This is a genomic window from Microbispora sp. H13382, assembly GCF_014161445.1.
Classification (GTDB): Bacteria; Actinomycetota; Actinomycetes; order Streptosporangiales; family Streptosporangiaceae; genus Microbispora.
Genome location: NZ_JABBXA010000001.1, coordinates 401,223 through 426,808 on the forward strand (window position 1 = coordinate 401,223; position 25,586 = coordinate 426,808).

At 72.5% G+C, this 25,586-nt stretch carries 24 protein-coding genes and 1 riboswitch; of the genes, 18 read left to right on the forward strand and 6 right to left on the reverse strand.

All coding sequences use genetic code 11. The features are described 5' to 3' along the window. Nucleotides 1–222 precede the first annotated feature (222 nt). Nucleotides 223–732, reverse strand: a complete 510-nt coding sequence (locus HHX41_RS01750) for an ATP-binding protein (protein WP_310741720.1) — start codon at nucleotides 730–732, stop codon at nucleotides 223–225. Between the two features lie 200 nt (nucleotides 733–932). Here HHX41_RS01750 and HHX41_RS01755 point away from each other — a divergent pair, with 200 nt between their 5' ends. The 3 genes from HHX41_RS01755 (at nucleotide 933) to HHX41_RS01765 (ending at nucleotide 2,408) form a co-directional block, all read left to right on the forward strand. Next, complete coding sequence (locus HHX41_RS01755) at nucleotides 933–1,754, forward strand: helix-turn-helix transcriptional regulator (RefSeq protein ID WP_169978942.1); 822 nt, start codon at nucleotides 933–935, stop codon at nucleotides 1,752–1,754. Continuing rightward, on the forward strand, nucleotides 1,755–1,988 hold the full coding sequence (locus HHX41_RS01760; RefSeq protein WP_169978940.1) for a DUF397 domain-containing protein: 234 nt from the start codon (nucleotides 1,755–1,757) through the stop codon (nucleotides 1,986–1,988). Nucleotides 1,989–2,132: 144 nt separating this feature from the next. Further along, nucleotides 2,133–2,408: a hypothetical protein gene (locus HHX41_RS01765; RefSeq protein WP_182904536.1), complete on the forward strand. Its 276-nt coding sequence runs from the start codon at nucleotides 2,133–2,135 to the stop codon at nucleotides 2,406–2,408. Between the two features lie 42 nt (nucleotides 2,409–2,450). Here the strand turns inward: HHX41_RS01765 and HHX41_RS01770 are convergent, their stop codons facing one another. Then, nucleotides 2,451–3,032 carry a histidine phosphatase family protein gene (locus tag HHX41_RS01770; protein ID WP_169978935.1) on the reverse strand — a complete coding sequence of 194 codons (582 nt, stop codon included), beginning with the start codon at nucleotides 3,030–3,032 and terminating at the stop codon, nucleotides 2,451–2,453. A 99-nt stretch (nucleotides 3,033–3,131) separates the two neighbouring features. Here HHX41_RS01770 and HHX41_RS01775 point away from each other — a divergent pair, with 99 nt between their 5' ends. Continuing rightward, nucleotides 3,132–4,004: a Gfo/Idh/MocA family protein gene (locus HHX41_RS01775; protein WP_182904537.1), complete on the forward strand. Its 873-nt coding sequence runs from the start codon at nucleotides 3,132–3,134 to the stop codon at nucleotides 4,002–4,004. Here HHX41_RS01775 and HHX41_RS01780 read toward each other — a convergent pair. Next, nucleotides 3,967–5,262, reverse strand: coding sequence for an acyltransferase (locus tag HHX41_RS01780; RefSeq protein ID WP_259400553.1), 1,296 nt, complete (start codon nucleotides 5,260–5,262; stop codon nucleotides 3,967–3,969). The genes HHX41_RS01775 and HHX41_RS01780 overlap by 38 nt on opposite strands. Nucleotides 5,263–5,899: 637 nt before the next feature. Between HHX41_RS01780 and HHX41_RS01785 the strand changes: the two genes are divergently transcribed. The 9 genes from HHX41_RS01785 to HHX41_RS01815 all read left to right on the forward strand — a co-directional run bounded on the left by HHX41_RS01785 (nucleotide 5,900) and on the right by HHX41_RS01815 (nucleotide 15,215). Next, the gene (locus tag HHX41_RS01785; protein ID WP_182904538.1) at nucleotides 5,900–7,879 is read left to right on the forward strand and encodes a hypothetical protein; all 1,980 of its coding nucleotides are present in this window, start codon (nucleotides 5,900–5,902) and stop codon (nucleotides 7,877–7,879) included. A gap of 73 nt (nucleotides 7,880–7,952) precedes the next feature. Further along, entirely contained in the window at nucleotides 7,953–10,067 is a 2,115-nt protein-coding gene (locus HHX41_RS01790) for a hypothetical protein (protein WP_182904539.1), read from the forward strand. Nucleotides 10,068–10,097: 30 nt separating this feature from the next. Next, a complete protein-coding gene (locus HHX41_RS40100; protein ID WP_259400554.1) occupies nucleotides 10,098–10,220 on the forward strand; it encodes a hypothetical protein in 123 nt (40 codons plus the stop codon). 15 nt (nucleotides 10,221–10,235) lie between these two features. After that, complete coding sequence (locus HHX41_RS01795; protein ID WP_182904540.1) at nucleotides 10,236–11,198, forward strand: hypothetical protein; 963 nt, start codon at nucleotides 10,236–10,238, stop codon at nucleotides 11,196–11,198. Nucleotide 11,199: 1 nt separating this feature from the next. After that, a complete protein-coding gene (locus tag HHX41_RS40105) occupies nucleotides 11,200–11,334 on the forward strand; it encodes a hypothetical protein (RefSeq protein ID WP_259400555.1) in 135 nt (44 codons plus the stop codon). Nucleotides 11,335–11,411: 77 nt separating this feature from the next. After that, a riboswitch (cobalamin riboswitch) is annotated at nucleotides 11,412–11,548 on the forward strand. Between the two features lie 78 nt (nucleotides 11,549–11,626). Then, a complete protein-coding gene (locus HHX41_RS01800) occupies nucleotides 11,627–12,592 on the forward strand; it encodes an ABC transporter substrate-binding protein (protein WP_182904541.1) in 966 nt (321 codons plus the stop codon). A gap of 45 nt (nucleotides 12,593–12,637) precedes the next feature. Beyond that, a complete protein-coding gene (locus HHX41_RS01805) occupies nucleotides 12,638–13,678 on the forward strand; it encodes an iron ABC transporter permease (protein ID WP_169978929.1) in 1,041 nt (346 codons plus the stop codon). Beyond that, nucleotides 13,675–14,496, forward strand: coding sequence for an ABC transporter ATP-binding protein (locus HHX41_RS01810; RefSeq protein ID WP_310741721.1), 822 nt, complete (start codon nucleotides 13,675–13,677; stop codon nucleotides 14,494–14,496). The genes HHX41_RS01805 and HHX41_RS01810 overlap by 4 nt, the downstream gene beginning before the upstream one ends. 5 nt (nucleotides 14,497–14,501) lie before the next feature. Beyond that, the gene (locus HHX41_RS01815; RefSeq protein WP_182904797.1) at nucleotides 14,502–15,215 is read left to right on the forward strand and encodes an adenosylcobinamide amidohydrolase; all 714 of its coding nucleotides are present in this window, start codon (nucleotides 14,502–14,504) and stop codon (nucleotides 15,213–15,215) included. On the opposite strand, the gene HHX41_RS01820 is transcribed toward HHX41_RS01815, so the two are convergent. Both HHX41_RS01820 and HHX41_RS01825 read right to left on the reverse strand, forming a co-directional pair. Further along, nucleotides 15,208–17,061 (reverse strand): serine/threonine-protein kinase, encoded by a 1,854-nt coding sequence (locus HHX41_RS01820; RefSeq protein ID WP_182904542.1) that lies wholly within the window; start codon nucleotides 17,059–17,061, stop codon nucleotides 15,208–15,210. The genes HHX41_RS01815 and HHX41_RS01820 overlap by 8 nt on opposite strands. A 43-nt stretch (nucleotides 17,062–17,104) precedes the next feature. Then, a complete protein-coding gene (locus HHX41_RS01825) occupies nucleotides 17,105–18,790 on the reverse strand; it encodes a zinc ribbon domain-containing protein (RefSeq protein ID WP_182904543.1) in 1,686 nt (561 codons plus the stop codon). A 195-nt stretch (nucleotides 18,791–18,985) separates the two neighbouring features. Here HHX41_RS01825 and HHX41_RS01830 point away from each other — a divergent pair, with 195 nt between their 5' ends. Together HHX41_RS01830 and HHX41_RS01835 are read left to right on the forward strand one after the other, a co-directional pair. Further along, a complete protein-coding gene (locus tag HHX41_RS01830) occupies nucleotides 18,986–20,170 on the forward strand; it encodes a sensor histidine kinase (RefSeq protein ID WP_169978925.1) in 1,185 nt (394 codons plus the stop codon). After that, nucleotides 20,167–20,829, forward strand: a complete 663-nt coding sequence (locus tag HHX41_RS01835) for a response regulator transcription factor (RefSeq protein WP_169978923.1) — start codon at nucleotides 20,167–20,169, stop codon at nucleotides 20,827–20,829. Before HHX41_RS01830 ends, HHX41_RS01835 begins: the two co-directional genes overlap by 4 nt. Here the strand turns inward: HHX41_RS01835 and HHX41_RS01840 are convergent. Beyond that, a complete protein-coding gene (locus tag HHX41_RS01840; protein WP_182904544.1) occupies nucleotides 20,769–21,479 on the reverse strand; it encodes a hypothetical protein in 711 nt (236 codons plus the stop codon). The genes HHX41_RS01835 and HHX41_RS01840 overlap by 61 nt on opposite strands. A 177-nt stretch (nucleotides 21,480–21,656) precedes the next feature. Here HHX41_RS01840 and HHX41_RS01845 point away from each other — a divergent pair, with 177 nt between their 5' ends. From HHX41_RS01845 to HHX41_RS01855, 3 genes are all read left to right on the forward strand, one after another. Further along, the gene (locus HHX41_RS01845; protein ID WP_182904545.1) at nucleotides 21,657–23,747 is read left to right on the forward strand and encodes a DUF6421 family protein; all 2,091 of its coding nucleotides are present in this window, start codon (nucleotides 21,657–21,659) and stop codon (nucleotides 23,745–23,747) included. A 23-nt stretch (nucleotides 23,748–23,770) separates the two neighbouring features. Further along, on the forward strand, nucleotides 23,771–24,424 hold the full coding sequence (locus HHX41_RS01850) for an SDR family oxidoreductase (protein ID WP_182904546.1): 654 nt from the start codon (nucleotides 23,771–23,773) through the stop codon (nucleotides 24,422–24,424). 78 nt (nucleotides 24,425–24,502) lie between these two features. Beyond that, nucleotides 24,503–25,576, forward strand: coding sequence for a low specificity L-threonine aldolase (locus HHX41_RS01855; RefSeq protein WP_310741722.1), 1,074 nt, complete (start codon nucleotides 24,503–24,505; stop codon nucleotides 25,574–25,576). Nucleotides 25,577–25,586 lie beyond the last annotated feature (10 nt).

Below are 25,586 nucleotides of genomic sequence, written 5' to 3' on the forward strand. Positions count from 1 at the left end.
CGTGTTCCGGGGAATCCGGGCCGCCGGCCGAAGGGCGCTCCCATGCATTCCGGGCTGCACGGGAGCGCTCTTCGGCCTGCGGACCGTAATCGGGGACAGGCAGATCTAGCGGTCGGGTTAGGTTTTCCGACGCCCCTGACGGAAGAGCGGCCATCCCCTTACTCAGGCGGCGGAGAGCCCCGGCGAAGCGAGTGGCCCCGCCGTCCGGCCGCCGGCCGGTGTTCAGGCCGCCAGTACGGCCCACACCGCCTTGCCCTGCGGGACGAGCGGGCACCATCCCCAGTGCACGCTCAGCGACTCCACGATGTGCAGTCCGAGGCCGCCCGGCTCGAAGGGGGTGGGGTCCCGCAGCACCGGCGCGGCCGACCCGGGATCGGTGATCGCGCAGGTCACGTGGGCGCCCCGCCGGATCAGCGACAGCCGCATGGCCTCCCGCGCGCGGGTGTCGGCGATCGTCATGCCGTGCCGCAGGGCGTTGGTGACCAGTTCGGAGACGACCAGTTCCATCCCGTCGAGCAGGTCCGCCAACTGCCAGCCCGCGAGCGTCCCGGCGGCGAAGCTGCGCGCCGAGTGGACCGACTCCGCGCGGGGCGGCAGGACGAAGGTGGCGCTGGCGGTGGCCGACCCGGGGTCGAGGAGATCGCGTGCGGGCTCCGGCCACCAGCCGATAGGGGGCCACCAGTCGAGCGCCGACCACTGGTTCTGGCCACGAGTCAGGTTCGTGGACTGCACGGGATCATGATGAAGGACACTCCTGTGCATGTGCAAGAGCGAATGCACGTGCAAGCGCGTTGTGCAAGCGCTACGGTTACCCCCGAACACCACTGGGACGAAGGGGGCGATCTTTGACAGACTGTGAACCAGTCCACAAAGCGGAGGAATAGCACGTGTCCATAGATCCGCCCGGATCCGGTTCCACCGTTCGACGCATCATGCTCGGTGCGAGCCTTCGCCGGCTGCGCGAGCAGCGGGGGTTGACCCGTGAGGTCGCCGGATTCCACATCCGTGCCTCAGAGTCGAAGATCAGCCGGATGGAGCTCGGCCGGGTCGGGTTCAAGACACGTGACGTCGAAGACCTCCTCACGCTGTACGGCGTCCACGACGACGACGAGCGGCGTGGCCTGCTGGAGATGGTCCGCGAGGCGAACACGCCCGGGTGGTGGCACAAGTTCGGCGAGGTGCTGCCGAACTGGTTCGTCACCTACGTCGGCCTGGAGGAGGCCGCCAGCGTGATCCGCACCTACGAGGTGCAGTTCGTGCCCGGCCTGCTGCAGACGGCGAAGTACGCCCAGTCGGTGATCCGGCTCGGTCATCCGGACGCCCCGGAGGACGAGCTCGAACAGCGCGTCCATCTGCGGATGCAGCGGCAGGAACGGCTCACGCGTAAGGACGGTCCCCGGTTGTGGGCCGTCATCGACGAGGCCGCGCTCAAGCGGCCCATCGGAGGGAGTGCGACGATGCGCGAACAGCTCCAGCATCTGCTGGAGGTGTCCACGCTGCCCAACATCACCCTTCAGGTGATGCCCCTTCGCTACGGGATGCACGCGGCCGAGGGAGGCGCGTTCACCATCCTCCGCTTCCCGGAGTCCGACCTTTCGGACGTGGTCTACGTCGAGCAGCTCTGGGGTGCGCTCTACCTGGACAAACGTGAGGACATCGATCCCTACCTCACGGCCATGGAGCAGCTGTGCGTGGAGAGCACCACGCCCGGCGGCACTGCCGAGATCCTCGGCGAACTTCTCAGAGAGACATGAATGCAGACATATAACGGGATGCCCGCAACCGACATCGCCGGGGTGACCTGGCGGAAGAGTGCCCACAGCAACTCGACCGGCAACTGCGTGGAGCTGGCCGAGCTTCCCGACGGCAGCGTGGCCGTCCGGAACTCCCGCTATCCCGAGGGGCCGGCGCTCATCTACACCCGAGACGAGATACGGGCCCTGGTGCTCGGGGTCAAGGACGGCGAGTTCGACGGCCTCCTGGTGTGATCGGACGGTGTGACCGGACGGTGTGACCGGCCTTTCTGGTGTAACCCGTGTTCACCCGCTTCTCACGGGCGTAACAACGCGACGCGGGAGGCGTAACACGGATCCGGCACAGTGAGTCCCAGGAAAGCTCACAAGGGGGACCCCGTGCTGGACCAGATGACTCTTTACCCGGTGGCCGACGACGTGCTGTTCGCACCCGGAGGCCGTGTGGTGATCCGCACCTACGGCGTCGCCTCGCCGGTGGATCCGGCGGACGGGCGGCCCAGGTCGGTGGCCTACCGGACGTGGGTCACCGGGGTGCGGGAGCAGCCCAGGTACTGGCGGTGGGGGCACTTCGAGGACGCCCGGCGCGGCCACCGCAAGGTCCTGGATTGGCTGACCGGCCGAGGGCCGCAACCCCAGCCGGTCGCCCAGGCGTGATCGTCACGTTCTGGTCGTCACGGCGTGATCGTTTGTGATCGTTCAGGCGGGCGCGTTCCAGCGCAGCAGGACGGGCTCGTCGCCGTGCTCGTGCCCGAGGACGGAGTACGTCCCGGTGTCGAGGCGGAAGTACCTGCCGTGGTCGGGTGGCAGCCCGAGCCAGCGGGCCGCCAGCACGCGCAGCATGTGCGCGTGCGCCACCACCAGCACGTCGCCGTCCGCCGAGCGGATCCGGGCGAGGACCTTGTCCGCCCGCTGTCCCACGTGCTCGACGGTCTCACCCGGGTGCGCCTCGTCTCCCGGGACGACCCCGTCCCGCCAGACGAACCAGCCGGGACGTGACGTGCGGATGTCGGCGGTGGAGACGCCCTCGTAGCCGCCGTAGTCCCACTCCCACAGGTCCGGGTCCACCTCGTACGGCCCGGCCCCGGCCAGTTCGGCCGTACGGCGGGCCCGCTGCGCGGGACTGACGAGGACCAGCGCGAACGACCGGTCCGCCACCAGGGGGGACAGGGCGCGCGCCTCCTCCTCGCCGTGCGGGGTCAGCGGCAGGTCGGTGCGGCCCGTGTGCCGCCCGGCCCTGCTCCATTCGGTCTCGCCGTGCCTCAGCAGGATGACGTTCATAAGGGCTCCATCTTGCCCGTACGGCCGGTTCCACGCGCGGCGGCCCCCTTGACCGCGCGGCGGCGGCCTGCAGTAGGGTCCCCGCGGAGAGGGGACGCCATGGAGCCGGTGCGGGTGGGACTCGTCGGTGCGGGACCGTGGGCGGAGATGGTCCACGCGCCCGCCCTCGCGGCGGGGCCGCACACGACGCTCTCCGGGGTCTGGGCACGCAGGCCCGAGGCGGCGCGCGAGCTCGCGGACGCCCACGGCGCGCCCTCCTTCGAGCGGCTGGAGGACCTGTTCGCGGCGTCCGAGGCGGTCGCCTTCTGCGTGCCGCCCGCCGTGCAGGCCGAGCTGGGCGTGCTCGCGGCCCGGGCGGGCAGGGCACTGCTGCTGGAGAAGCCGCTCGCGGCCGACCTCGATGGCGCCCGGCGCCTGGCCGGGGCGATCGAGGAGGCGGGAGTGGCCTCCCAGATGCTCTTCACCTTCCGATACTCGGCGGCGACCGTCGAGTTCCTGGACCGCGCCCGGCTCATCGAGCCCTTCGGCGGGCACGCCGCCAACATCTCCGGCAGCCTGCGCGGCGGCCCTTTCGCCACCCCTTGGCGGCTGGAGCGCGGGGCGGTGCTCGACGTGGGCCCGCACACGATCGACCTGCTCGACGCCGCGCTCGGCCGGGTGGTCGCGGTCAGGGCACACGGCGATCCGCTCGGCTGGGTCGGCCTGCTGCTGGAGCACGAGGGCGGCGCGGTCAGCGAGGCGTCGCTGTGCATGGCCGCCGAGGGCGAGACCCCGCCCAGCCGGATCGACGTGTACGGCCGCCGCGGCAGCGCCTCGCTGCTCGGCTCCGAACTCGGCGACGTCGTCCCCGAGGTGGTCAGGCAGTTCGCGGGCACGGTGCGCGACGGCGGCGGGCATCCGCTCGACGCCCGCCACGGCCTGCGCCTGCAGGAGATCATCGACGACGTGGAGCGGCAGCTGCGGGCCGGCTGACCAGGGCCAGCCCCGCGACCAGGGCGGCGGACGCGATAACCGGCGCGGGGCCGGGCGCGAAACCGGTGATCGTGAGGGTGAGCAGCGCGCCGCCGACGAGCGGGGCGGCCGCGGGCACGAGCCGGTGGGCGGCGGCCCCCACGGGGTCCTCGAATCGGCCGAGCATCGCGGTGAGCGCGACCAGGACCAGCGCCAGGGCGGCCAGCCACAGCGGGACTGCGCTCCACCAGGTCGCCGAGCCGGTGTCCGGGGTCGCCAGCCCGAACCCGACGATCGCCACACCGGCGACGGCGACGAGCGCGGTCATGTGCCACAGGTAGACGGTCATCATGCGCGGCGCGAGCGCGGTGAGCACCGCCTCGGCCCTCGGCCGGGCGGCCAGCGTGTTCAGGGCGGGGCGCAGCAGCATCGCCAGGCCGAGCTGGCCGGCGAACAACGCGAGCAGGCAGGCGCTCGGCGGGGCCATGTTCGAGATCATCCCCGGCATCCCGATCATGCTGGCGGGGTAGGGCCCGGTCGTCACGAGGGCCGCCACCATCGCGAACCCGGCCACCGCGAGCCCGGCGGCCCGCCGTCCCGTCAGCCACTCCAGGCCGCCCTCGGCGTACCGGAACCCGACCTGGTGGACCGCCAGCCAGACGAACGCGACGTTGAGGTAGCCGGCCGCCTCCAGGCCGGAGAAGCGCACCACGTCCATCAGCACCGCACCGCCCGCCAGCACCGGCAGGGCGACCCCGGCCCGCACCCGCAGCAGGTGCGGCGTGGCAACCACGGCCAGCAGGTAGACCGCCAGGAACCAGAGCAACTGGCCGACCGTACGCGCGGCCACCTCCACCGGCTGCGCGGGCACTCCGAGCGCGACCAGGAGATGGGGGAGCGGCAGCCACACGACCGCGAGCGGCACGACCGGCCAGGCCAGGCGGCGCACCCGCCGCGCCGTCCACGCCCGCGCCACGCCGGACCGCGCCTCCGGGCGCCCCGCACGGCGCGCCGCGGACCGGAAGCTGATCGCGTTGGCCGCGCCCCCGGCGAAGAAGACCAGCGGCATGACCTGCGAGATCCAGGTGACGTACGGAACCGCCGCCAGGGCGTTGCCCGTGGTCAGCCGTCCCTGGGCGTACGACAGGACCGGCATCGTCCAGTGCTGGACGACCACGAGGACCATCCCGAAGACGCGCAGGACGTCGATGAAGCGGTCCCGTGGCGTGGGCGCGGCCGGGGCCCTTTCCGGAGCGGGGGGAAGCATGGTCAGGGACATGGGGGGACGCCTTCGCTGTGTCGGGCCGCCGTGCGAGGTGCGTCCGCGGGCGGCGGGGGGTCGAGCACGTCTAGCGTCCCGCCGCGGCCCCGGCCGGCGCAGCGACGCGGTCCCTACTTCCGATCATGGGCGACCCCCTACCGCCGGGGTAGGGCCTGCCCTACCGTCCCCGCGAACGCCCAGGTGGACGGAGCACGCGACCGGCCACTCGGGCCCGATAGCGCGCTCGGTCCTCCCCGTCGTGTAAAACGCACCCGGCCTCTCGCATCATGAATGGCGGCCTCGGTTTACGGGGTCATACATCGGCCGGAGGCGCTATCGCCGAGAAAGCGCAATGCGGTCGCTCGGCGAAATCCGCTGATATCACGAGATGGTTATGGGATGCGCGATCTCGATTGGTGGATTAGTCTGACCTGGTTTCCGGCACTTCGCCGTTCGAGCATCATCCGAGGCAGACGGGTCGATCGAAACAGGCGCCAGCGAGGAAAGAATGGATGTCGAACCGCTCGCGAGCACGACGACGCGATCCGGAAGCCGGCCCGCGGATCCTTTTGCGCGAAGGACCATCGGTGGCAGCTTTTCGGTCATTTTCGGCACGACCCGCTGCCTTTATCGGCACCTGCTGACGATATGCGCCATGACCCTCGTCCCGGGCCTTGTGGCGCCGTTGGCCGTGCTCGTCGCCGCGGGCGACCGGGTCGCGGTCGTCGGCGGAATCCCGCGATTCGTCGAGTCCTCACCGGTCTTCGGCGTGATCCTCGCCGTGTCCGCGGTGACCGCGATCGCGTCGGGCCTCGCCGCCCTGGCCGGCGGCGCCCGTCTCGTGCTGGACTTCACCGACGGCCGTCCGTTGTCGGCCCGGCTCGCGGTGACGGCCGTCCTGCGCCGGGCGCCGACGTTCGCCATGCTCGTCGTCCTGTTCGTGCCGGCCGTCCTCGTGCTGGTGGCCATCGGTGCGGCACTGGCGGCCTCGGCGCCGTCCGTCGTCCCGGCGGTGATCGTGGTGACGGTGGTCGGCGTCACCACGCTGCCGCTGATGATCGCGTGGGCCGCGCTGACCGATGGGGTGCCTCCGCTGCGCACGACGTGGCGGCTGATCTCCCGTGGCTACGGCCGAGCCGTCTGGATGCTGGCGCCGGGATACCTCGCCGTTCCCGTCCTGCTCCAACTGGGCCTGTTCGCACTGGGCGGGCTGCTTCCCGACCCCACCGACGGGCTGTTCCGCGACGCGGCGCGGCCGGCCGCGGCCGTCCTGCAGACGCCGCTCCAGGCCGTCGCCGTCGGCTGCTGCTACGCCTACCTGCGCCGGCTGGGGCCGGCCACTGTTGACGACCTCGACCGGGAGAAGGGCCGCGAGCGCGGCCGTGAGCGCGCCGGGTGGCGGTGGCCGCCGATCATCGCGGGGCCGGCCGTACTGCTGGTCGCCCTGCTGCCCGGCCTGCTGTACGGCGGGTACGCGGCCGAGCCGCTCTCCTGGGCCCGAATGGTCGACAACGAGATCGGCGTAAAGGAAGAGAACGTGTTCCACCCGTCGCGCACCGAGATCATGCTCGGCCCCGGCGGGAAGCCCGTCGTCTTCCGCGACGAGCACCGCCCGGTGATGGTGTTCTGCGGCGACGACACGTGTGGCGACCATGTCAGCGTCACGCTGGACCAGTACTTCCGCACCCATCCGGCGACGGCGGTCGCGCCCGACGGCTCGCTGGTCGTCGCGGGCTGGACGAATGAGATCGGCGCCTCCCAGATGGAGCTGGTCATGTTCTCCTGCCGGCCCGACGGCTGCGTCCGGCGGCCGGGCGAGCCGCTGAAGGCCACCGAGGAGACGTCGGACGCGCGGGCCGCCGCCGTGGCGACACCGCACGGCCTCGCCATCGCCTGGAGCGTCCGCCTTCCCGGCCATGACAAGAAGCCTCTCTCCCGCGTCGAGCTCGCGCTGTGCGACGACGTCGCCTGTGCCCGGCGTCGCGTCGTTTCGGTGGGCGACATCGTCGACAGCTTCACGCTGGATGACATGGACGCCCGTGTCCTGGCCGTCGCCGCCTCCCCGGACGGGCGGCCGGTCGTCGCCTACACCGACCGGGGCGCCCACAAGATCACTGTGGCGAGCTGCGAGTCCGCGGCGTGCGCGCACCCGTCGATCCATGCGTTCGACCTGCCCGCGCTGACGAGGTACACCTGGCTGACCAGCACCCTGCGCACGCAGGTGGTGGTGCGGCCGGACGGGCGGCCGGTCATCGTGTACAGCGACCCCGGCGACGGCCACACCTCGACGATCCTGCTCTGCTCCGATCCGGCCTGTTCGGGCACGCCTCGTTTCGTGCCGGTGCCCGAGGTCGTCGCGGTGAGCGCGCCCGGCCTCGCCCTGGACGCCCATGGCCTCCCTCTGCTGGCCGGTTACCGCTGGAAGGGCGCCCTGATCGATCTGGTCGCGTGCGAGGACCAGAACTGCGCCCGCCGCTCCGCCTCCCCTCTGCTGCCCGCCGGCGGGGTCGGGCAGTTCGACCTCGCCATCGGCTCCGACCAGCGGCCGCGCATTCTGTGGTACGGCACGGCCGATCCGGCCGGCGGCAACGCGTATCACCTGCTCACCTGCGCCGACCCGCACTGCGCCCCATGAGGAACGGGGATCGGGGCGCTGATCTGCCCGCGGCCCGTCTTCGCGCGACCGGGCCGCCACCACGAGGGGGGAAATGAGTCGCGAATCGTCCACCAGCCCGGCGGCCCGATCGGAAGCGTGGTCGCAGGAGACGCTCGCCCAGGTGTGGGGCGAGCGCGACCTCGAGATCGTGTACGGCACCGCGGGCCGCCTCTACCGGCCGCTGCTGGCCGTGTGCGCCATGACGATCGTGCCGGCCCTCATGGCGACGGCGGCCGTGGTCGTGGCCCTGGGCGACCGGATCGCCATCGTCAACGGGGCCCCGCTGCTCCTGACCTCGTCGCCGGGTGTCCTGTGGGCGTACGCCGGGGTGCTGCTCATCATGATCGCCGCCGGACTCGCCTGTTCGGCCGCGGGCAGCCGCCTCGTCGTCGATCACATCGATGGCCGCCCGTCGTCGCCGGCGCGTGCCGTCCTGGCCGTCCTGCGCCGCCCGCACGCCTTCCTGCTGCTCGCCGCCGAGTTCACGCTGGCGGCCGGAGCGCTGCTCGTCCTGGTCGTCGTCGTGGCGGAGTTGGTGGAGTCGATCGTTCTGGCGCTGATCCTGGCCGCGGTGGCCGGCCTCTTCACGCTGCCCGCCCTGCCCGCCCTGCTCGCCCTGACCGCGCTGACCGTGTCTCCGGGGCGCGTTCCTCCGCTGAGAACGGCGTTCCGCCTGGCCGCCCGCGACTACACGGGAACGGCCTGGAGGATGGCGCTGGCGGGTCTCGTCATCCCCGGCCTGGCCCAGGCGGCCCTGTACGGCCTGCGCTTCCTACTCCCGGTTCCCACCGGCGTGGCGATCGCCGACGCCGCACGGGTGACGGCGGCGGTCCTGCTGGCACCGTTCCAGGCGGCCACGCTGGGGTGCTACTACGCCCACCTCAGGGGATGGGACACGCCGGAGCCCACGACGACCGGCGAACCCGCCAAGCGGCGGACCAGGTCCTGGCCCGTCGTGGCCGCGCTGCTCCCCGGCCTGCTGTACGGGGTGTTCGCCGCCGCCAACCCGCTCGGGCGGGCCGAGGTGGTCGACAACGAGCTCATCGCGAAGGAGCTGTACCCGGGCCACTCGATCAGCGCCCAGATCGTCACCGGCTCCGGCGGCCGACCGGTCGTCATCACCGACCAGGGCATGCCGAAGCCGGCCTTCTGCGGCGACGGCGCCTGCGCGCGGCAGGCCGCCGTCCCCCTGGGGGCCTACCTGAACGGGCAATCCGTCGCCACATCCATGCCCGACGACTCGGTGCTGATCTCCGGATGGGTGTACGAGCCGTCGCCGAGCGACGACGTCGAACTCCACCTGTTCTCGTGCCGCCCCGGCGGCTGTGCGCGACGGCCGGGAAATCCGCTGCGGTTGGCGCGGAAAGGGTGGCTCCACGTGAACGTCGCCGCGGCCGCGACACCGGACGGCGTCGCCATCGCCTCGATCGCGCCCGAGCCGGGCTCCGACGGCGTTTTCGCGCGCGTCGAGCTCACGCTCTGCCGGGACGCCGCCTGCGCCGCCCCGCGGACCATCGCTGTCGGCCGCCTCCGCGACAGGCCCATCGTCAGCGTGGACAACCGCACGGTCGCCGTCGCCGTCTCCCCGGACGGGCGCCCCGTGATCGCCTACGTCGACCGGGTCTCGCGGAAGACGACCGTGGTGAGCTGCGACACTCCCGCCTGCCCGCATCCGCGGACCCACGCGTTCACGGCATCCGAGTCGCCCGAGCCGGTCCTGTGGGGCTGGCTTAACCGCTCACTGCGGATCCAGATGGCGATCGGGCCGGACGGCAGGCCGGTGATCGTCGAGAACGACCCGGAGCGTGAGGTCTCGAAGATCCTCTTCTGTCCCGACCGGGAGTGTTCCGGGCCCCCGCGGTCCGTGACCGTGTCCGAGATCGCCACGAGGAGCGCCCCCGGCCTGGCCCTTGACGCCGCCGGCCGTCCGATCCTGGCCGGCTACGACACGGAGGACCTCCGCGTGACCGTCCTGGCGTGCGAGGACACCGGCTGCGCCCGCCGCCGGCTCACCCACCTCATTCCCGCGAACGCGTTCGGTTCCCTCGACCTCGTCGTGGGCCCCGACCGCCGCCCGCGCATCGTCTGGTACGGCACGCCCGATCGCGGGGGGACGCCCACTTATCACGTCCTCACCTGCGCCGACACGTACTGCCGGAAGTCCTAGACGAAGCGCCCGGACATCCCGAGGAGGGACATGAGTCTCGGAACGCCGGTGAGCGCGACGGGGTCGCCCGCCGCCTGGCCGGATGACGCGTTCGACCGGTTGAAGGGCCTTCGCGGCCTGCGCATCATGTACGGCACGGCCGTCCGTCTCTAGCGGCACCTGCTGGCGGTGTGCGCCCTGGTCCTCGTCCCGCCGTTCGTGGCGCCGGTGGCCGTGCTGGTGGCCCTGAGCCACCGGGTCTCCTTCGTCAACGGAGCTCCTGTGCTCCTCGTGCCCTCACCGGCCGTCCTATGGATCTTCGCCGGACTCGTGCTGACGGCCGTCGTGTCAGGGTTCGCCTGCCTGGCCGCGGGCAGCCACCTCGTGGTGGGCCACATCGAGGGCCGCCCCCTGTTGGCGGGGCGTGCTGTCCTGGCCGTTCTCCGGCGCCCGCACGCCGTGCTGCTGCTCACCGTCAATCTCGTGGTGATCCTCGCCGCGCAGACCGGTGTCATCGCCGTGGTGGCCCATGCGACGGGATCGATCGTCGCGGTGGTGATCCTGGGCGTGCTGCTCGTCCTCCTGACGCTTCCGGCCGTACTCGCCTGGGCGGCGCTGCCCGAGCGAATTCCGCCGCTGACGGCGGCGTACCACCTGGTGGCCTACGACTTCTGGTGGACGATCCGGACGATCGCGGTGGCCTTCGCCGCCGTTCCGGTCCTGGCGCAGCTCGGTCTGCACCTCCTCTGCGCGGCACTCCCCGTCCCGACCGGCGTGCAGATCGGTGACGCCCTGCGGATGACGGTGGCCATCCTGCTGGTGCCCTTCCAGGCCGCAGTGCTCGGCTGCTGCTACGCGCGGCTCCATCGGGAGAACCAGGCGCGCTGGGGAGCCCTGGTGATCCGGGGAGACAAGGGTGGGCGTGGGCGGTCCGCGACCGCGACCGGCGGCGCACCCGGCGGGCGACGCACCCGTTGGTGGCCGGTCGGGCTGGTGCTTCTGCCCGGCCTGCTGTATGGCGGCTACGCGGTGGCCGGTCCGCTCAGCGGCGTGATCGACAACGAGATAGCGGGCGAGGACCTCGGCTGGGATCTCGGCGAGCTGCGTGGGGAGAGACGTCACCCACCTGATCCCCACGTCCTACGTGGGTGAGGTGGACGTCGCCATCGGTCCCGGCCGACGCCCGCGCATCGTCTGGTACGGCACGCTCGATGGCAGGAGACCTCCCACCTATCACCTCCTCACCTGCGCCGACGCCTGGTGCGGCCTGCGGCCGTCGCCGTCCTGACGGGCAGCCGTCGCCGACGGGGGCGGCGGGCGGCACGGGGGCCTGGGCGGAGCCCGGCGGGGGCGGGGGGTGGACGCCGGACAGGGGATTGGTACCGTTGCGTCCGACGCGCGCCGCGCAGCGAAGTCCGGTGAGAATCCGGCGCTGTCCCGCAACTGTGGTTCCCCGCCCCCGGGGACGAGCCAGGTCGCCTGCGCTGTGCGCCGACGCCATCGACCCTCGTGGAAAAGGGTGATCCGTCGCTTCCAGCGGGTCCCTCGATTCCCGGCATTCCCCCTGATGGAGGACCCTCGTGAGGCCCGTACGCACGGCCGTCGCGGGTGTGGTGCTGGGCGTGCTCGGACTGGCCGGCTGCGGCCAGACCGACGGCGCCGCCACGTCCGCGGCCACCACCCCCGCAGTCTCGGACACCGCCGCCTCGAACAGCACGGGGCAGGGCGCCTTCCCCGTCACCGTGCAGGCCGGAAACGGCGCGGTGACCATCGCCAAGCGCCCCGAGCACATCGTGTCGCTCTCGCCCACGGCCACCGAGATCCTGTTCGCGATCGGCGCGGGCGCGCAGGTGTCGGCGGTGGACGACCAGTCGAACTACCCGCCGGAGGCGCCGAAGACCTCGCTGTCGGGGTTCAAGCCCAATGTCGAGGCGATCGTGGCCGCCAAGCCCGACCTCGTCGTGCTCGCCAACGACCTGGAAGGCGTCGTGGCCGGTCTGGGGAAGGTCGGCGTGCCGGTGCTGCTCGAACCCGCCGCGACCAAGCTGGACGAGACCTACGACCAGATCAGGGACCTCGGCGCGGTCACCGGCAACACGGCCAAGGCCGAAGAGGTGGCGAACGGCGTCAAGGAGAAGCTCGACGCCCTCGCGGCGGCGGCGCCGAAGGGCAAGAACCTGACGTACTACCACGAGCTGGACAGCACGCCCTACGCGGCGACGTCGAGCACCTTCCTCGGGCAGGTCTACAACCTGTTCGGGCTGAAGAACATCGCCGACGAGGCGCCCGACGCGGCGGGCGGTTACCCCAAGCTGTCGGCGGAGTTCATCGCCAAGGCCGACCCCGACCTGATCTTCCTGGGCGACACCAAGTGCTGCGGCCAGAACGCCGCCGCGCTGGCCAAGCGGCCCGGCTGGTCCGGCCTGTCCGCGGTGAAGAAGGGCCGCGTGGTGGAGCTGGACGACGACATCGCCTCCCGCTGGGGGCCGCGGGTCGCCGATCTCGCCCAGGCCGTCGGCGACGCCGTCCAGAAGGCGGCGAGCTGAGCCCGTGGTGGTGTGACGCGTGGCCGGTGAATGCGTGGCCGGTGAATGCGTGGTGACGCCGTGACCCCGGCCCGGCGCGGCCGGGCGCTGCTCGTCGCGTCCGCCGTGCTGGCGGCCAGCCTCGCCGTCGGCCTGGTGGCGGGCGCGGCGGGCATCTCGCCCCGCGCCATCGCGCTCGCGCTGCTCGACCGGCTGCCGCTGGTGTCCCTGCACTCGGGGCTCGCGCCGGTCGAGGAGGGGCTGCTGTTCCAGCTCCGGGTGCCGCGGGTGCTGCTCGCCGCCGTCGTGGGCGGGCTGCTCGCCACGGCCGGGGCGGGTTACCAGGGCGTGTTCCGTAACCCGCTGGCCGATCCGTACCTGCTCGGCGCGGCGGCCGGGGCCGGTCTCACGGTCACGCTCGTCGTGGTCTTCCTGGGCGGCGACGCCGGGGTGACCGCGGTGCCGGTCGCCGCCTTCGCCGGGGCCGTCGGCGGGGTGTTCCTCGCGTACGCGCTGGGCCACACGGCGGGCCGGGGCGGCGGCACCGCGACGCTCGTGCTCGCCGGGGTGGCGGTCACCTCGTTCCTCACCGCGATCCAGACCTTCGTGCAGCAGCTCAAGGTGGAGGAACTGCAGCGGATCTACGCCTGGATCCTCGGCGACGTCGGCGGCGGCTGGGACCAGGTCCGCATGATCGCGCCGTACGCCGTGGTGTCGACCGTCGTCATGCTGCTGCACGGGCGGCTGCTCGACGTGCTGTCGGTCGGCGACGAGGAGGCGGTCAGTCTCGGCCTGCACGCGGCGCGCGTGCGTTTCGCCGTGCTGCTGGCCGCCTCGCTCGCCACCGCGGCGGCGGTCGCGGTCAGCGGGCTGATCGCGTTCGTCGGGATCGTCGTGCCGCACGTGGTCCGGCGGCTCGCCGGCTGGTCGTACCGGATCGTGCTGCCGCTGTCGTTCCTCGGCGGCGCCGCGTTCCTCGTGCTGGCCGACACGATCGCGCGTACGGTGCTCGCGCCGGCCGAGCTGCCGATCGGGGTGGTGACGGCGTTCGTCGGCGCGCCCTTCTTCGTCACCGTCCTGCGCGTGACCCGGCGGGTGGAGACGTGAGCGGCGACGGGCACCCGGCGATCGAGGCGCGCGGCGTGGGTGTCACCCTCGGCGGGCGGCGGGTGCTCACGGACGTCACGCTGTCGGCCGCGCGCGGCCGGTGGCTGGCGGTCATCGGGCCGAACGGCGCGGGCAAGTCCACGCTCCTGCGGGCCGTCGCCGGGCTGGTCCCGAGGGAGGGCGAGGTGCTCGTCGACGGGACGGCCGTGGACGACCTGCGCCCGCGCCGGCGGGCCCGGCTGATCGCCTACGCCCCGCAGAGTCCCGCGCTGCCGCCCGACATGAAGGTGTACGACTACGCGCTGCTGGGCCGCACGCCGTACATCCCCTATCTCGGCAGCGAGAGCCCGCGGGACCGCGAGGTGACGCGGTCGGTGCTGGAACGGCTCGACCTGGACGGCTTCGCGTCCCGGCCGCTCGGGCACCTGTCCGGCGGCGAGCGGCAGCGGGTCGTGCTCGCCCGGGCGCTGGTGCAGCAGGCGCCGGTGCTCCTGCTGGACGAGCCGACGACCGCGCTCGACCTGGGTCATCAGCAGCAGGTGCTCGAACTCGTCGACCGGCTGCGCCTGGCCGACGGCCTCACCGTCGTGACGACGCTGCACGACCTCAGCCTCGCCGGGCAGTACGCCGACGAGCTCGTGCTGCTCGCCGCCGGGCGCGCGGTCGCGGCCGGGCCGCCCGAGCGGGTGCTGGCGGAGCCGCTGCTGACCGAGCACTTCGGCGCCAGCGTGCGGGTGGAGCCCGGCCCCGACGGGCGCCCGCTCGTCCACCTGGTCCGGCCGCTGACCTCCCGGATGACTCCCGTGGAGGGAACGTGACGGGCCTGGCGCGGCCGTCCCTGACGTACCGCGTGGAGGACGGCCTGCGGCTCGGCGCGCTGCTGTGGCGGTTCGGGCCCGGCTGGCGGATGATCTCCTCCGCCATGCTGGGCGGCGGCGTCGGCCGCCGCGAGTGGGTGCTGAACGCGCAGGTGGCGGCCGGTTACTCACGCATGGACCCGGTGGAGCACATGGACGCGCTCGGCCCCGGCGGTCCCGGAGTCGGCATGATGACGGCGGCGCTGGTGGAGCGCTACGCCGCCGCGTCGGACGGGGGAGCGGAGGCCGTCGCCACGGTGGGGCTCGGCGTGCCGACCTGGGCGGCCTCGCCCGAGGGCGTGCCCGACCCCGGCGTGCCGGCCGCCGCGGAGCCGGGCGAAGAGCCCGCGCGGGAGGCCGTCGGCGCGGGAGACGCGGGGGCGAGCGTGCCGCGCCCGGGGACGATCAACATCCTGGTGGCCGTCCCGGTCGCGTTCTCCGACCCGGCACTGGTCAACGCCGTGATGACGGTGACCGAGGCGAAGACGCAGGCGCTGATCGAGGCGGGCTTCCCCTGCACGGGGACCGCGTCGGACGCCGTCTGCGTCGCCGTACGGGAGGAGGGCCCGGTGGAGGCGTTCGGCGGCCCGCGCTCGGTCTGGGGCGCGCGGATCGCCCGCGCGGTCCACCGGGCCGTCCTCGACGGCGCGCGGGACTGGCGGGCCCGGCGGGCTACTTGAAAGTGATCGTGTTCACCATGTGGTCGATGAGCGGGCGGTCGCACCGGCCGGCCGGGCAGAAGAACGCGATCAGGACGGTCGTGCCGGCGTCGCTCTGACGGACGACGTAGGCGGAGAAGTCCAGGCGCCCGGTCTGCTGGGGGTCGCTGAGCACGCCCTCGATCCGGAACGCGGGCTTGGCCCCGACGGTGGTGGGAGTCGGCACGCCGTAGTAGGTGGTCACGCCGGGGAGCGCGGGGCCCAGGCTCTCCTGCAGCTCCAACGGCGAGTCCGAGGTGCTCAGGGTGTTGCTGACCTGGGCGAACACCCCTGTGGCCCGGTCCGGATGGGCCGTGATGATGGAGTTCACCTTCGACCAGTCGGTGTTGCCCGGCACCGCGAACAACGCGTCGAACTCGTCCACGGCCGGTGAGGCGATCATCCACTGGTCGGCGTTGGTCCTGGCCTCGCCCCAGGTCGCGGGGTAGGCCATGGTGAACGGCGCGGCGGTGCTGCCGGGGTAGGTGTTCCACGTGGCGGCGGCGTCGCCGCCACGGGTGAGCAGCAGTGCGGCGGCGACGGCGATGGACACCAGGACCGCCAGACCGCCGATCAGCGGCCCGAGCGGCAGTCCCCGCCGGCGGCCCGGCGAGGCCGCCGACGCGACCGTCGCCTGCGCGTGCGACGACTCGGGAGGGTAAGAGCCGTGCCCCTGGGCCTGCCTGTGACCGGAGGCCCCGGCGCCCGGCGGGTGGCTGACGGGCGGGCGGGACGCCGAGGGCACCGACTGCGGCGGCACCGAGCCCGGGGCGTGGGAGACGGGCGGCCGGGTGCCGGGCGGGAACGAGGAGGGCGTCGCCTGCGGATAGGACCCCTGCGGGTACGACCCCTGCGGGTAGGACCCCTGCGGGTAGGACTCCTGCGGGTACGACCCGGCGGACACCGGGGGCACCGAGGGCCCGGGAGACGCCTGGGAGACCGGGGGATAGGACGGGGAGACCGGCCCCGCCGGGTCGCCCGCGCCGCCGCTGATCGCGTCGCGCAGCGCGGACACGAAGGCCTGACAGGTCGGGAACCGCTCGGCCGGCGCCTTGGCCAGCGCCCGCGTGATCACGGCGTTCGCCGCGTGCGGCAGGTCGGGTCGGTACGGCGTGAGCGGCGGCGGGTCGTGCGAGACGTGGGCGTAGAGCAGCGCGAGTTCGGTGTCCCGCTGGAACGGCGGCTGCCCGGCGAGCGCCTCGTACACCACGCAGGCGAAGGCGTACAGGTCGCTGCGGCCGTCGACCGGCAGGCCGCGGATCTGCTCGGGAGCGACGTAGCGCGGGGTGCCCATGAAGTGGCCGTGGCTGGTCAGCCCGGCCTCGGCCGCGGAGCTCTTGGTCAGCCCGAAGTCGGTCAGGTAGACGTGGTCGGACTGGGTGACCAGGATGTTGGCCGGTTTCACGTCGCGGTGCACCAGCCCGTGGGCGTGCGCGGAGTCCAGGGCGGAGGCGATCTGCGCGAACAGCGGGTTGGCCCGCCCGACGGGCAGCGGGCCCTCCGACTGCACGAGCTTGCGCATGTCGCTGCCCTCGACGTAGCGCATGGCGATGAACAACAGCTCGTCGCGCTCGCCGGCCTCGTACACCGGGATGATGTTGGGGTGGTCGATGCTCGCCACCATCCGCGACTCCCGCACGAACCGGTCGCGGAAGCGGTCGTCGTGCGCGAGTTGCGGCGCGAGCACCTTCAACGCCACGGCCCGGCCGAGCCGCTGGTCGCGCGCCCGGTAGACCGTCGCCATGCCACCCCGTCCGACGACCGCCTCGATGGTGTAGTCGCCGAGCCGCCGCCCGACGAGCGGCGGCATCACCGGCCCCTCTGTCATGCGGCCTCCCCCTTGAATGTTCTATTGCCTATGAGCACATTGCTCACGAATCGACTGGATTCCCGCAGAAGCCGCAGAAACGGTGTCCCTGGCCCAGGCGCATGCCGCACTGCGTGCAGAACTTCAGCTGTGCCTGTCCCTGCGGGAGCTGTGCCTGTCCCTGCGGAGGCGACGACGGGTTCGGCGGATACGAAGGCCCGCGCGGCGGTGCGGGATCGCCCGGCTGCGCGTGCCCGTGCGGCGGCGACAGGTCCGCGGGGTACGACCGCCCGCCCGGCGGGGACGGGTCCGCCGGCCCGGGACCGGCGGACACGGCACCGGCGGACACGGGACCCGGCGGAACCGGAGCCGGCCCCATGACCTCCGGAGACCGGGCGGCCTCGGCCCCGAACACCCGCGTGACGGCGTACGGCGGCCAGGAGGTCTCCCCGGAGTGGACGGCCCCGGCCTCGGCCGCGCCCGGGTCCGTGTGGACGCCGCCGAGGTAGGCGTCGCCGGCCGGGCCGTCGCCGTCCTGCGCTCCCGCGGCGCTCCTGCGGCGCAGCAGCACGACGCCCCCGGCCAGCAGGGCGAGGACCACGACGCCGCCGGCCACCCACACGTAGGGCGGCACCCCGGACTTGGGCTGCTCCGCCTGTGCGGGACGGGCCACCGGCCGGTTGCCGGTGTCCACGGCCGTGCCGGCCTTGGCCCGGGCGTCCCGCAGGTGGTCGGCTGCGACCACGTGGTCGGGCCGCAGGTTGAGCACCTGCTGCAGCGCGGGTATCGCGCCGGTGTAGAGCTTGTTGTGGTAGGAGGCGAGCGCGTTCTCGTACACGACGTCGACCGGGCCGCGGCGCGGGGTGACGCCGGCGGCGACCAGCGCGCTGCGGATCTCGTCGGCGGGGGTGATGGCCATGGGCTGGTCACCGCCGCCGGAGATGAACCCGATCACCTCGCTCTTGCCGTCGTCGATGAGGGCCGCGCCGGCCGCGCCGTCGTCGAGCAGCTTGCGGACCTTGTCGCGCTCCTTGAAGGTCCGGCTGCCCGGGGGGTCGAGGTGCGCGGTGTCGAGCTTGGGCGCCACCTTCGCCGAGGGCCTGCCGGTCAGCGTCATCACGTCGAGCGACTCGACCGCGCCGCCGATAACCGTGGCCAGCGGCACCGTGGGCAGCGTCTGCTTCTCACCGCCCTTGGTGACCTTGAGCACGGCCGGGGCCGCCGGGGACGCGCCGGTGGTCAGGATCTGCGCGGGCAGGCCCCCGGGCGGCGGCGGGTCGAGGTAGGGGTGCACGGTGACGTTCGTCGTGACGTCCGCGATGCAGGTCGAGTCGGTCTGCTGCGGCGGGTAGCACGCCTTGAGCCGCCGGTCGAGGTCGGGGTCGTCCAGCGAGTGCCGCTTGAAGTCGGCCGGGATCTTCACCTTGAAGTACTCGGCGAAGACCCGGTTGGCGGCGTACACCCGGGGGTCGTCGGCGGCCTGCACGACCTGGGTCGCAGTGACGACCACGCCGTCGGGCGTGACCGTGAAGCCGCTGCCCTTCGCCAGGTCGACGTCGTAGTCGCGGATCATCTGTTTGATCACGCCGCGGTCGTCCAGCAGCGTGATGCGGACGTGCGAGGAGGACTCCACACGTACGCCGCCGGGAGTGACGCGGTCGGTGGAGCCGCTGGGGTGCGGGTGGAGCATGGGCGCCGCGAACGCGGCGAACGCGCCCAGCCCCGCTATGAGGGAGTGCAGGCGGGGCATCTGCGTCTCCTAGGCGTGTTCGGATCGCTTCAAGCGTCTCAGCGCGGACAGTGCTCGACAAGATGAGTATCGTGACCGACACCCACTTGATACAGGGCGATGATCGCGCGGTCACTTGACGATGACTTGCAGGCTGATTGCGGGACGCCTGTTCCCTGCTGCGCGCTCTGCCGGATAGGGGTTACTCTGCGCGTCATGCGCGTGTCCCCCCTCCGCTCGGTTCCCCGCGTCGACCTTCTGATCGGCCTGGCCATCATGGCGCTGGGCACCCTCGAGGCGTTCACGGTCGCCACCGAGTACGGCGCGGCCCGCAATCCCCAGCTGTGGTGGGTCGGGCAGGCGCTGGTCACCGGAGTGCTGGTCTGGTATCGCCGCAAGGCGCCGGTGGCGGTGTTCATCCTGATGATCCTCGCACAGTACGCCTGGCACCGGCAGGGCCACGAGCAGTGCCCGGTCTGGCAGCTCGCCGCGCTGCTCATCGTCTTCCACACGATCGGCGCCCACCTGCGCATGAAGCACGGCGGCGCCTGGGCGCTCGCGGGCATCCTGATCTTCGACTCGGGGGCCGTCGACCACCGCTTCCTGCCGTTCGAGGAGGTCATCTACCTGACGGTGATGTTCGGCTCGGCGTACGCCACGGGCCTGGCCCTGCGCGGCTACCTGCTGCGCGCGCACCGGATGAGCGAGCGGGCGGCGCGGCTGGAGATGGAGCGGGAACGCCGGGCCGCCGAGGCCGTCGCCGCGGAGCGGAGCCGGATCGCCAGGGAACTGCACGACGTGGTGGCCCACAGCGTCAGCATGATGGTCATGCAGGCCGGCGCGCTGCGCCGCCGGATGGGCGCGTCGCAGGAGGGCGAGCACTCCCCGGAGACCACGATCCTGTCCGGCATCGAGCAGGCGGGCCGGGAGGCGGTCGAGGAACTGCGGATCATGCTCGGCGCGCTGCGGATGCCGCAGGACGAGGCGCTGCCCCAGCCGGGGCTCGACATGGTGCCCAACCTCATCTCCACCGTCGGGTCCTCGGGGCTTCGCGTCACGCTGGAGACGGAGGGCGAGCCCGTTCACCTCGCGCCGGGTCTCGACCTGTCGGCCTACCGGATCGTGCAGGAGGCCCTCACCAACGCGGTGAAGTACGCCGGGAACGCCGACGTCCGGATCCGGCTCGCCTACCGCCGTGACCGGCTGGAGCTGGAGGTCGCCGATAATGGCGGGGGCGCAGGACCGGCGCTGTCCACCGGCAACGGGCTCATCGGCATGCGCGAGCGGGCCGAGCTGTTCGGCGGCTCCCTCGACGCGGGGCCGCTGCCGGAGGGCGGCTTCCGGGTCCGCGCGACGCTGCCGATCTCCCAGGGAGTGCCGATGAGCGAGGCGACGAATTGACGATCCGCATCGTCCTCGCGGACGACCAGGCGATGATCCGGGCCGGTCTGCGCATGGTGGTCGAGAGCGAGCCCGGCATGGAGATCGTGGGCGAGGCCGCCGACGGCGTGGAGGCGGTCGCCCTGGCCCGCCGGGTCCAGCCCGACGTCGTGCTGATGGACATCTCGATGCCGCGCATGGACGGCCTCACCGCGGCCCGGCAGCTGCTCGACGCGCCGCATCCGCCGAAGGTCGTCATGCTGACGACGTTCGACACCGACGAGAACCTGTACGCCGCGCTGCGCGCGGGGACCAGCGGCTTCCTGCTGAAGGTGTCGCCGCCCGAGCAGCTCGTGGAGGCGATCAGGGTCGTCGCCGCGGGTGACGGCCTGCTCGACCCCGCCGTCACCACGCGGGTGATCGCCTCCTTCGCCGGCCGGCACGAGCCGGTGCGGCCGCCGCAGCTCGCCGAGCTCACCCCGCGTGAGCTCGAGGTGCTGCGGATGCTCGCCCGCGGCCTCACCAACGCCGAGATCGCCAAGGAGCTCTTCGTCGGCGAGGCCACGGTCAAGACCCACGTCGCCCGTGTGCTCATGAAGCTGAACCTGCGCGACCGCGCTCAGGCGGTCGTGTTCGCGTACGAGTCGGGCGTGGTGACGCCGGGGTCGGCGCTCGGGTAGTACGACGCCCATTCGGCGTTCGTCATGCGCAGCACCTTGAGGCCGAGGTAGCCCAGGGCGATGACCGGGGCGCCCCAGAACGGGATCATCACCGGGCTGTACGGCACCGCGAGCGAGCCCAGGTAGCCCACGGTGACGACGACCGGCACCCACCAGTGGACGAAGCCGGTGCGCCAGACGGCCAGCAGGAGCAGCGGCAGGCCGACCATGCCGAGGTAGAGCCACGGCATCACGAAGCCGAAGATGGTGCCGGGCAGGTTGAACACCTCGTCGAACATCTTCTGGCCCTGCTCGACCGGGTAGTGCTGCCCGAACCACCACTCCACGGGGTCCATCATGAGCAGCGCCGACTGGCTGATGTAGCCGACGATGGTCATGCCGCCGGCGATGTGCCCGAGGACGACGGACCTCTTGCGCACCAGGTGCAGCAGGCCGAAGGCCGCGATCGGGACGAGCAGCCAGCTCCAGTGGTAGAGCGCCGACTCCAGCTGGGCCAGGGCCGGGTTGTCGCTGTAGCTGAGCATCTCGCGGTCGTCGCCCCAGGTGCCGGGGTCGACGAGGAGCGCGACGAACTGCAGCAGCGGCGCGACGAACAGCAGGACTCCGGTGACGCTTCGCCGGAAGGCCACCGAGTCGGACAGTTTGAACATCGATCTTTCCCCTTGCTCGGGTCTGTCTCCCTACGGCCGGTGACGGTAGGTGGGCGACCCGCGGGGACTCGTCCTCCGCTCGGGTGATGTCTCGTCATCCGCTAGAGCGACTTATCGCCACAGGGCGAGGTATGTGTATATTTTTCGGAAGATGGCTCACACTACGGGAGATTTTTCATGAAGGCGTTCCCGGCGGTCTTGTTCGACGAGGCGCACAGCGAGGCGTGGACGATCCGGCGAGAGGTCGCCGAGGCCATGAATCCCGCCCATCCCGACGACAACAGCTACGCGGAGGCGGCCGAGGCGCTGCGGCGGCTCGGTCACACGGTGCGCGCGCACACCGAGGGCCCGGTCACCCCGGACGTGCTGGCCGGGTGTGACGTCTTCGTGATCGCGCACCCCTCGGCCGGGCGCTGGGAGCGCACCACCGGGGTCGGCAGCCCCGTCTTCACCGCCGAGGAGATCGACGCCGTCGAGGCGTACGTCGCGGACGGCGGCGGGCTGATCGTGCTGGCCGAGCACGAGCAGGACAAGTACGGCAGTAACCTCGCCGGCCTGCTCGCCCGGTTCGGGGTCACGGTGGAGCACACCACCGTGCAGGACCCGGGAAACTGCCACAACACGGTGGCCACCTGGGTCCTCGGCGTCCCCTCGGCGCAGGCCGTGCCCGGGCAGGGCGGCGTGGCCCAGGACCTGCTGGCGCAGGTGCGCCGGGCGTGCTTCTACCGCGCGGGCGCGCTCGGCGTGCCGGCCGGGGCGAGCGTCCTGTTCGAGACCTCCGCGTCCGCCGACCCCGCGTCCGCCCCGCTCGTCGCCGCCGTACGGCACGGCAGGGGGCGCGTGGTCGTCCTGGCCGACTCCGACCTGTTCGGCGACGACTCGATCCGCGACTACGACCACGAGAAGCTGTGGGGCAACCTGGTCACCTGGGCCGCCCGCGTGCCCGAGGCGTCCGGCGCCGCCCAGGCGTCCCGCCCCGAGGTGGCGGAGGAGTTCGCCCGGCTGAAGGCCGCCGTCGAGCGGCTGCGCCCGCTCCAGGCCAAGGACGGCTCCGTCACCGGCGACCACGACGAGGCCGTGGCGTGCATCAGCGAGATCGTCGACGGCATCGCCCGGCTCGCGGCGCACTTCCCGCACGACGCCGAGTATCTCGACGCGGTCATGAGGGACTTCCGCGCGTGGGTGGCGGCCGGGCTCGGCAAGCCCGACTTCCTCGACTCGCTGAACGTCTTCCACCCCGACGCCCAGCGGATCGACGGACTGGAGCACCTGGTCGTCTTCCCGATGTACACGCAGAACGGCAACCCCGACCGCAACGTCGAGGCGGTCTGGATCCGGGTCGTGTGGCCCGAGTGGCTCGCCGCGCTGGAGGCGGGCGGCTACGACAACCCGATGTTCGTGCCGATCACGTTCGTCGACTTCACCTCCGGCTACGACACCAACTCGGCCGTGCTGTTCCCCGAGACCGTGGTCGTGCGCCAGACCCCGCCGCGCTTCACCTGGGGCGGCATCTTCTGCGACCGCGAGGCGGCCCGGTTCCGCCGGGTCAGCGAGGCCGCCGCGGCCACGCTGAAGCTGGAGCTTCCGCCGGACGCCGCGCGGCTGCTGGCGTCCCAGGACCTCGCCCAGGACACGTTCGTGCTGTGGGACCTGGTCCACGACCGCACGCACAGCCACGGCGACCTGCCGTTCGACCCGTTCATGATCAAGCAGCGCATGCCGTACTGGCTCTACAGCCTGGAGGAGCTGCGCTGCGACCTCACGGCGTACGGCGAGGCCGTGAAGCTGGAGGCGGCGGGCGTGCCGCACGCGCGGTACGTCCAGTACGCCATCCTGTTCGACCGCCTGTTCCGCTTCCCGATCACCGGTGACCGGGTGCGCAACTACGACGGGCTCGGCGGCCAGCTGCTGTTCGCCTACCTGCACCGGCAGGGCATCGTGCGGTGGACCGACAACCGGCTCACGATCGACTGGTCGCGGGTCGCCGACGGCGTCGCCGACCTGCGCGGCGAGGTGGAGAAGCTCTACCGCGACGGCATCGACCGGTCCAAGCGCGCGCACTGGCTCGCCGCGCACGAGCTGGTCGCGACCTACGTCGAGCCCGACCCGGCCTCGGCGTGGAAGCAGGGCGTTCAGGCGCTGCCCACGGAGCAGAAGGCCATGGTCGACGCCGTGCTGCCCGACGAGTTCCCCCTGAGCATGTTTTACGAGGCCCTGCGCCGTAAGCTCACCGACGTGGTGGAGTCGACCCGGGGCATCCGGGCGTGAGCGCGGATCTGGAGGGGCGTGCGATGAGCAGAGTGATCGTGGTCACGGGGGCGGGCGGCCCGGCCGGCCGCGCCGTCGCCGGGAAGTTCGCCGAGCTCGGGGACACCGTCGTCGGCGTGGACAAGTCCGGCGCCGAGGGGTGTCTGGCCGTCGACCTGCTCGACCGGGACGCGGTGCGCGGCCTGGCCGAGCGGGTGCGGGCCGAGCACGGCCGGGTGGACGGCGTCGTCCACCTGGTCGGCGGCTGGCGGGGGTCGAAGACCTTCGCCGACACCTCGCTCGGCGACTGGGACCTGCTGCACGACCTGCTGATCAGGACCCTGCAGAACGTGTCGCTGGAGTTCGAGCCGCTGCTGCGGGCGAGCGGGAACGGGCGCTTCGTGATCGTCTCGGCGCGGGCGGCCCAGAGGCCCACCCAGGGCGGCGCGGCGTACGCCGCCGCCAAGGCCGCCGCCGAGGCGTGGACGCTGTCGCTGGCCGACGCGCTGAAGGACACCTCCGCCGCCGCGGTGGTTCTTGTGGTCAACGGGCTGGTGCACGATGAGATGAGGGCCGCGAACCCGGACAAGCCATACCGGACCTTCACCGACGTGAAGGACCTGGCGGCGGCGGTCGCGGGCCTGTGGGATGAGGAGCCGGCGGCGGTCAACGGCCGCAGGATCGACCTCACACCCTGATCTACGCTGCTGATCCGGACCCGCGGCCGGCCCTGTGGAGCCGGCCGCGGGTCCGAACCGCGACTGGGGAGACATCTCGTGACAACCGATGCCGTACGGCGGCATGACCCGGCGAGCCGGACGTTCGCCAGCGACAACTACGCGGGGGTGCACCCCGAGATCCTGGAGGCGATCGCCCTCGCCAACGGGGGACACCAGATTTCCTACGGCGACGACGTCTACACCGAGGCGGTCCGTGGCGTCTTCCGCGGGCACTTCGGCGAGCAGGCCGAGATCTTCCCCGTGTTCAACGGCACGGCGGCCAACGTCGTGTCGCTGCGCTCGATGTGCGCCCACTGGGAGGCCGTGGTCTGCCCCGAGAGCGCGCACATCAACACCGACGAGGGCGGCGCCCCCGAGGTCACCGGCGGCCTGAAGCTGCTGCCGGTCGCCACCCCGGACGGCAAGCTCACGCCGGACCTGATCGACCGGCAGGCCTGGGGCTTCGGCGACGTGCACCGCGCGCAGCCGCGGGTGGTGTCGATCTCCAACGCGACCGAGCTCGGCACGCTGTACACGCCGGCCGAGATCAGGGCGATCTGCGACCACGCCCACGAGCTGGGGATGTTCGTCCACCTCGACGGGTCGCGGATCACCAACGCCGCCGCCGCGCTCGACGTGCCGCTGCGCGCCCTGACCACGGACGCGGGGGTCGACGTGCTGTCGTTCGGCGGCACCAAGATCGGGCTGCTGCTGGGCGAGGCCGTCGTCGTGCTGAACCCGGCGGCGTCGCGGGGCCTGCCGTACCTGCGCAAGACGAGCATGCAGCTCGCCTCCAAGATGCGCTTCGTGTCGGTGCAGTTCGAGGCCCTGCTCGGGGGCGACCTGTGGCTGCGCAACGCCCGCCAGGCCAACGCCATGGCCCGGCGGCTCGCGGACGCCGTACGGGACCTGCCCGGGGTGAGCGTGCCCCGCCCGGTCGAGGCCAACGCGGTCTTCGCGGTCCTGCCGGCCGACGTGGCCGACCGGCTGCGCAAGCGGTTCCGGTTCTACAACTGGAACGAGCAGGTCGGCGGGGGAATGGTCGAGGTTCGGTGGATGTGCGCCTTCGACACCACCGAGGCCGACGTGGACGCGTTCGCCGCGGCGCTGGCCGAGGAACTGCGCGCCTAGCTCGACCCGC

Bases quoted from the DNA above. Each gene is read 5' to 3' on its own strand.
- HHX41_RS01755 (WP_169978942.1), top strand. From the start codon at position 933: ATGCTCGGTGCGAGCCTTCGCCGGCTGCGCGAGCAGCGGGGGTTGACC.
- HHX41_RS01760 (WP_169978940.1), top strand. From the start codon at position 1,755: ATGCAGACATATAACGGGATGCCCGCAACCGACATCGCCGGGGTGACC.
- HHX41_RS01770 (WP_169978935.1), bottom strand. From the start codon at position 3,032: ATGAACGTCATCCTGCTGAGGCACGGCGAGACCGAATGGAGCAGGGCC.
- HHX41_RS01775 (WP_182904537.1), top strand. From the start codon at position 3,132: ATGGAGCCGGTGCGGGTGGGACTCGTCGGTGCGGGACCGTGGGCGGAG.
- HHX41_RS01780 (WP_259400553.1), bottom strand. From the start codon at position 5,262: ATGTCCCTGACCATGCTTCCCCCCGCTCCGGAAAGGGCCCCGGCCGCG.
- HHX41_RS01785 (WP_182904538.1), top strand. From the start codon at position 5,900: ATGACCCTCGTCCCGGGCCTTGTGGCGCCGTTGGCCGTGCTCGTCGCC.
- HHX41_RS01790 (WP_182904539.1), top strand. From the start codon at position 7,953: ATGAGTCGCGAATCGTCCACCAGCCCGGCGGCCCGATCGGAAGCGTGG.
- HHX41_RS40100 (WP_259400554.1), top strand. From the start codon at position 10,098: ATGAGTCTCGGAACGCCGGTGAGCGCGACGGGGTCGCCCGCCGCCTGG.
- HHX41_RS01805 (WP_169978929.1), top strand. From the start codon at position 12,638: ATGCGTGGTGACGCCGTGACCCCGGCCCGGCGCGGCCGGGCGCTGCTC.
- HHX41_RS01820 (WP_182904542.1), bottom strand. From the start codon at position 17,061: ATGACAGAGGGGCCGGTGATGCCGCCGCTCGTCGGGCGGCGGCTCGGC.
- HHX41_RS01825 (WP_182904543.1), bottom strand. From the start codon at position 18,790: ATGCCCCGCCTGCACTCCCTCATAGCGGGGCTGGGCGCGTTCGCCGCG.
- HHX41_RS01830 (WP_169978925.1), top strand. From the start codon at position 18,986: ATGCGCGTGTCCCCCCTCCGCTCGGTTCCCCGCGTCGACCTTCTGATC.
- HHX41_RS01840 (WP_182904544.1), bottom strand. From the start codon at position 21,479: ATGTTCAAACTGTCCGACTCGGTGGCCTTCCGGCGAAGCGTCACCGGA.
- HHX41_RS01845 (WP_182904545.1), top strand. From the start codon at position 21,657: ATGAAGGCGTTCCCGGCGGTCTTGTTCGACGAGGCGCACAGCGAGGCG.
- HHX41_RS01850 (WP_182904546.1), top strand. From the start codon at position 23,771: ATGAGCAGAGTGATCGTGGTCACGGGGGCGGGCGGCCCGGCCGGCCGC.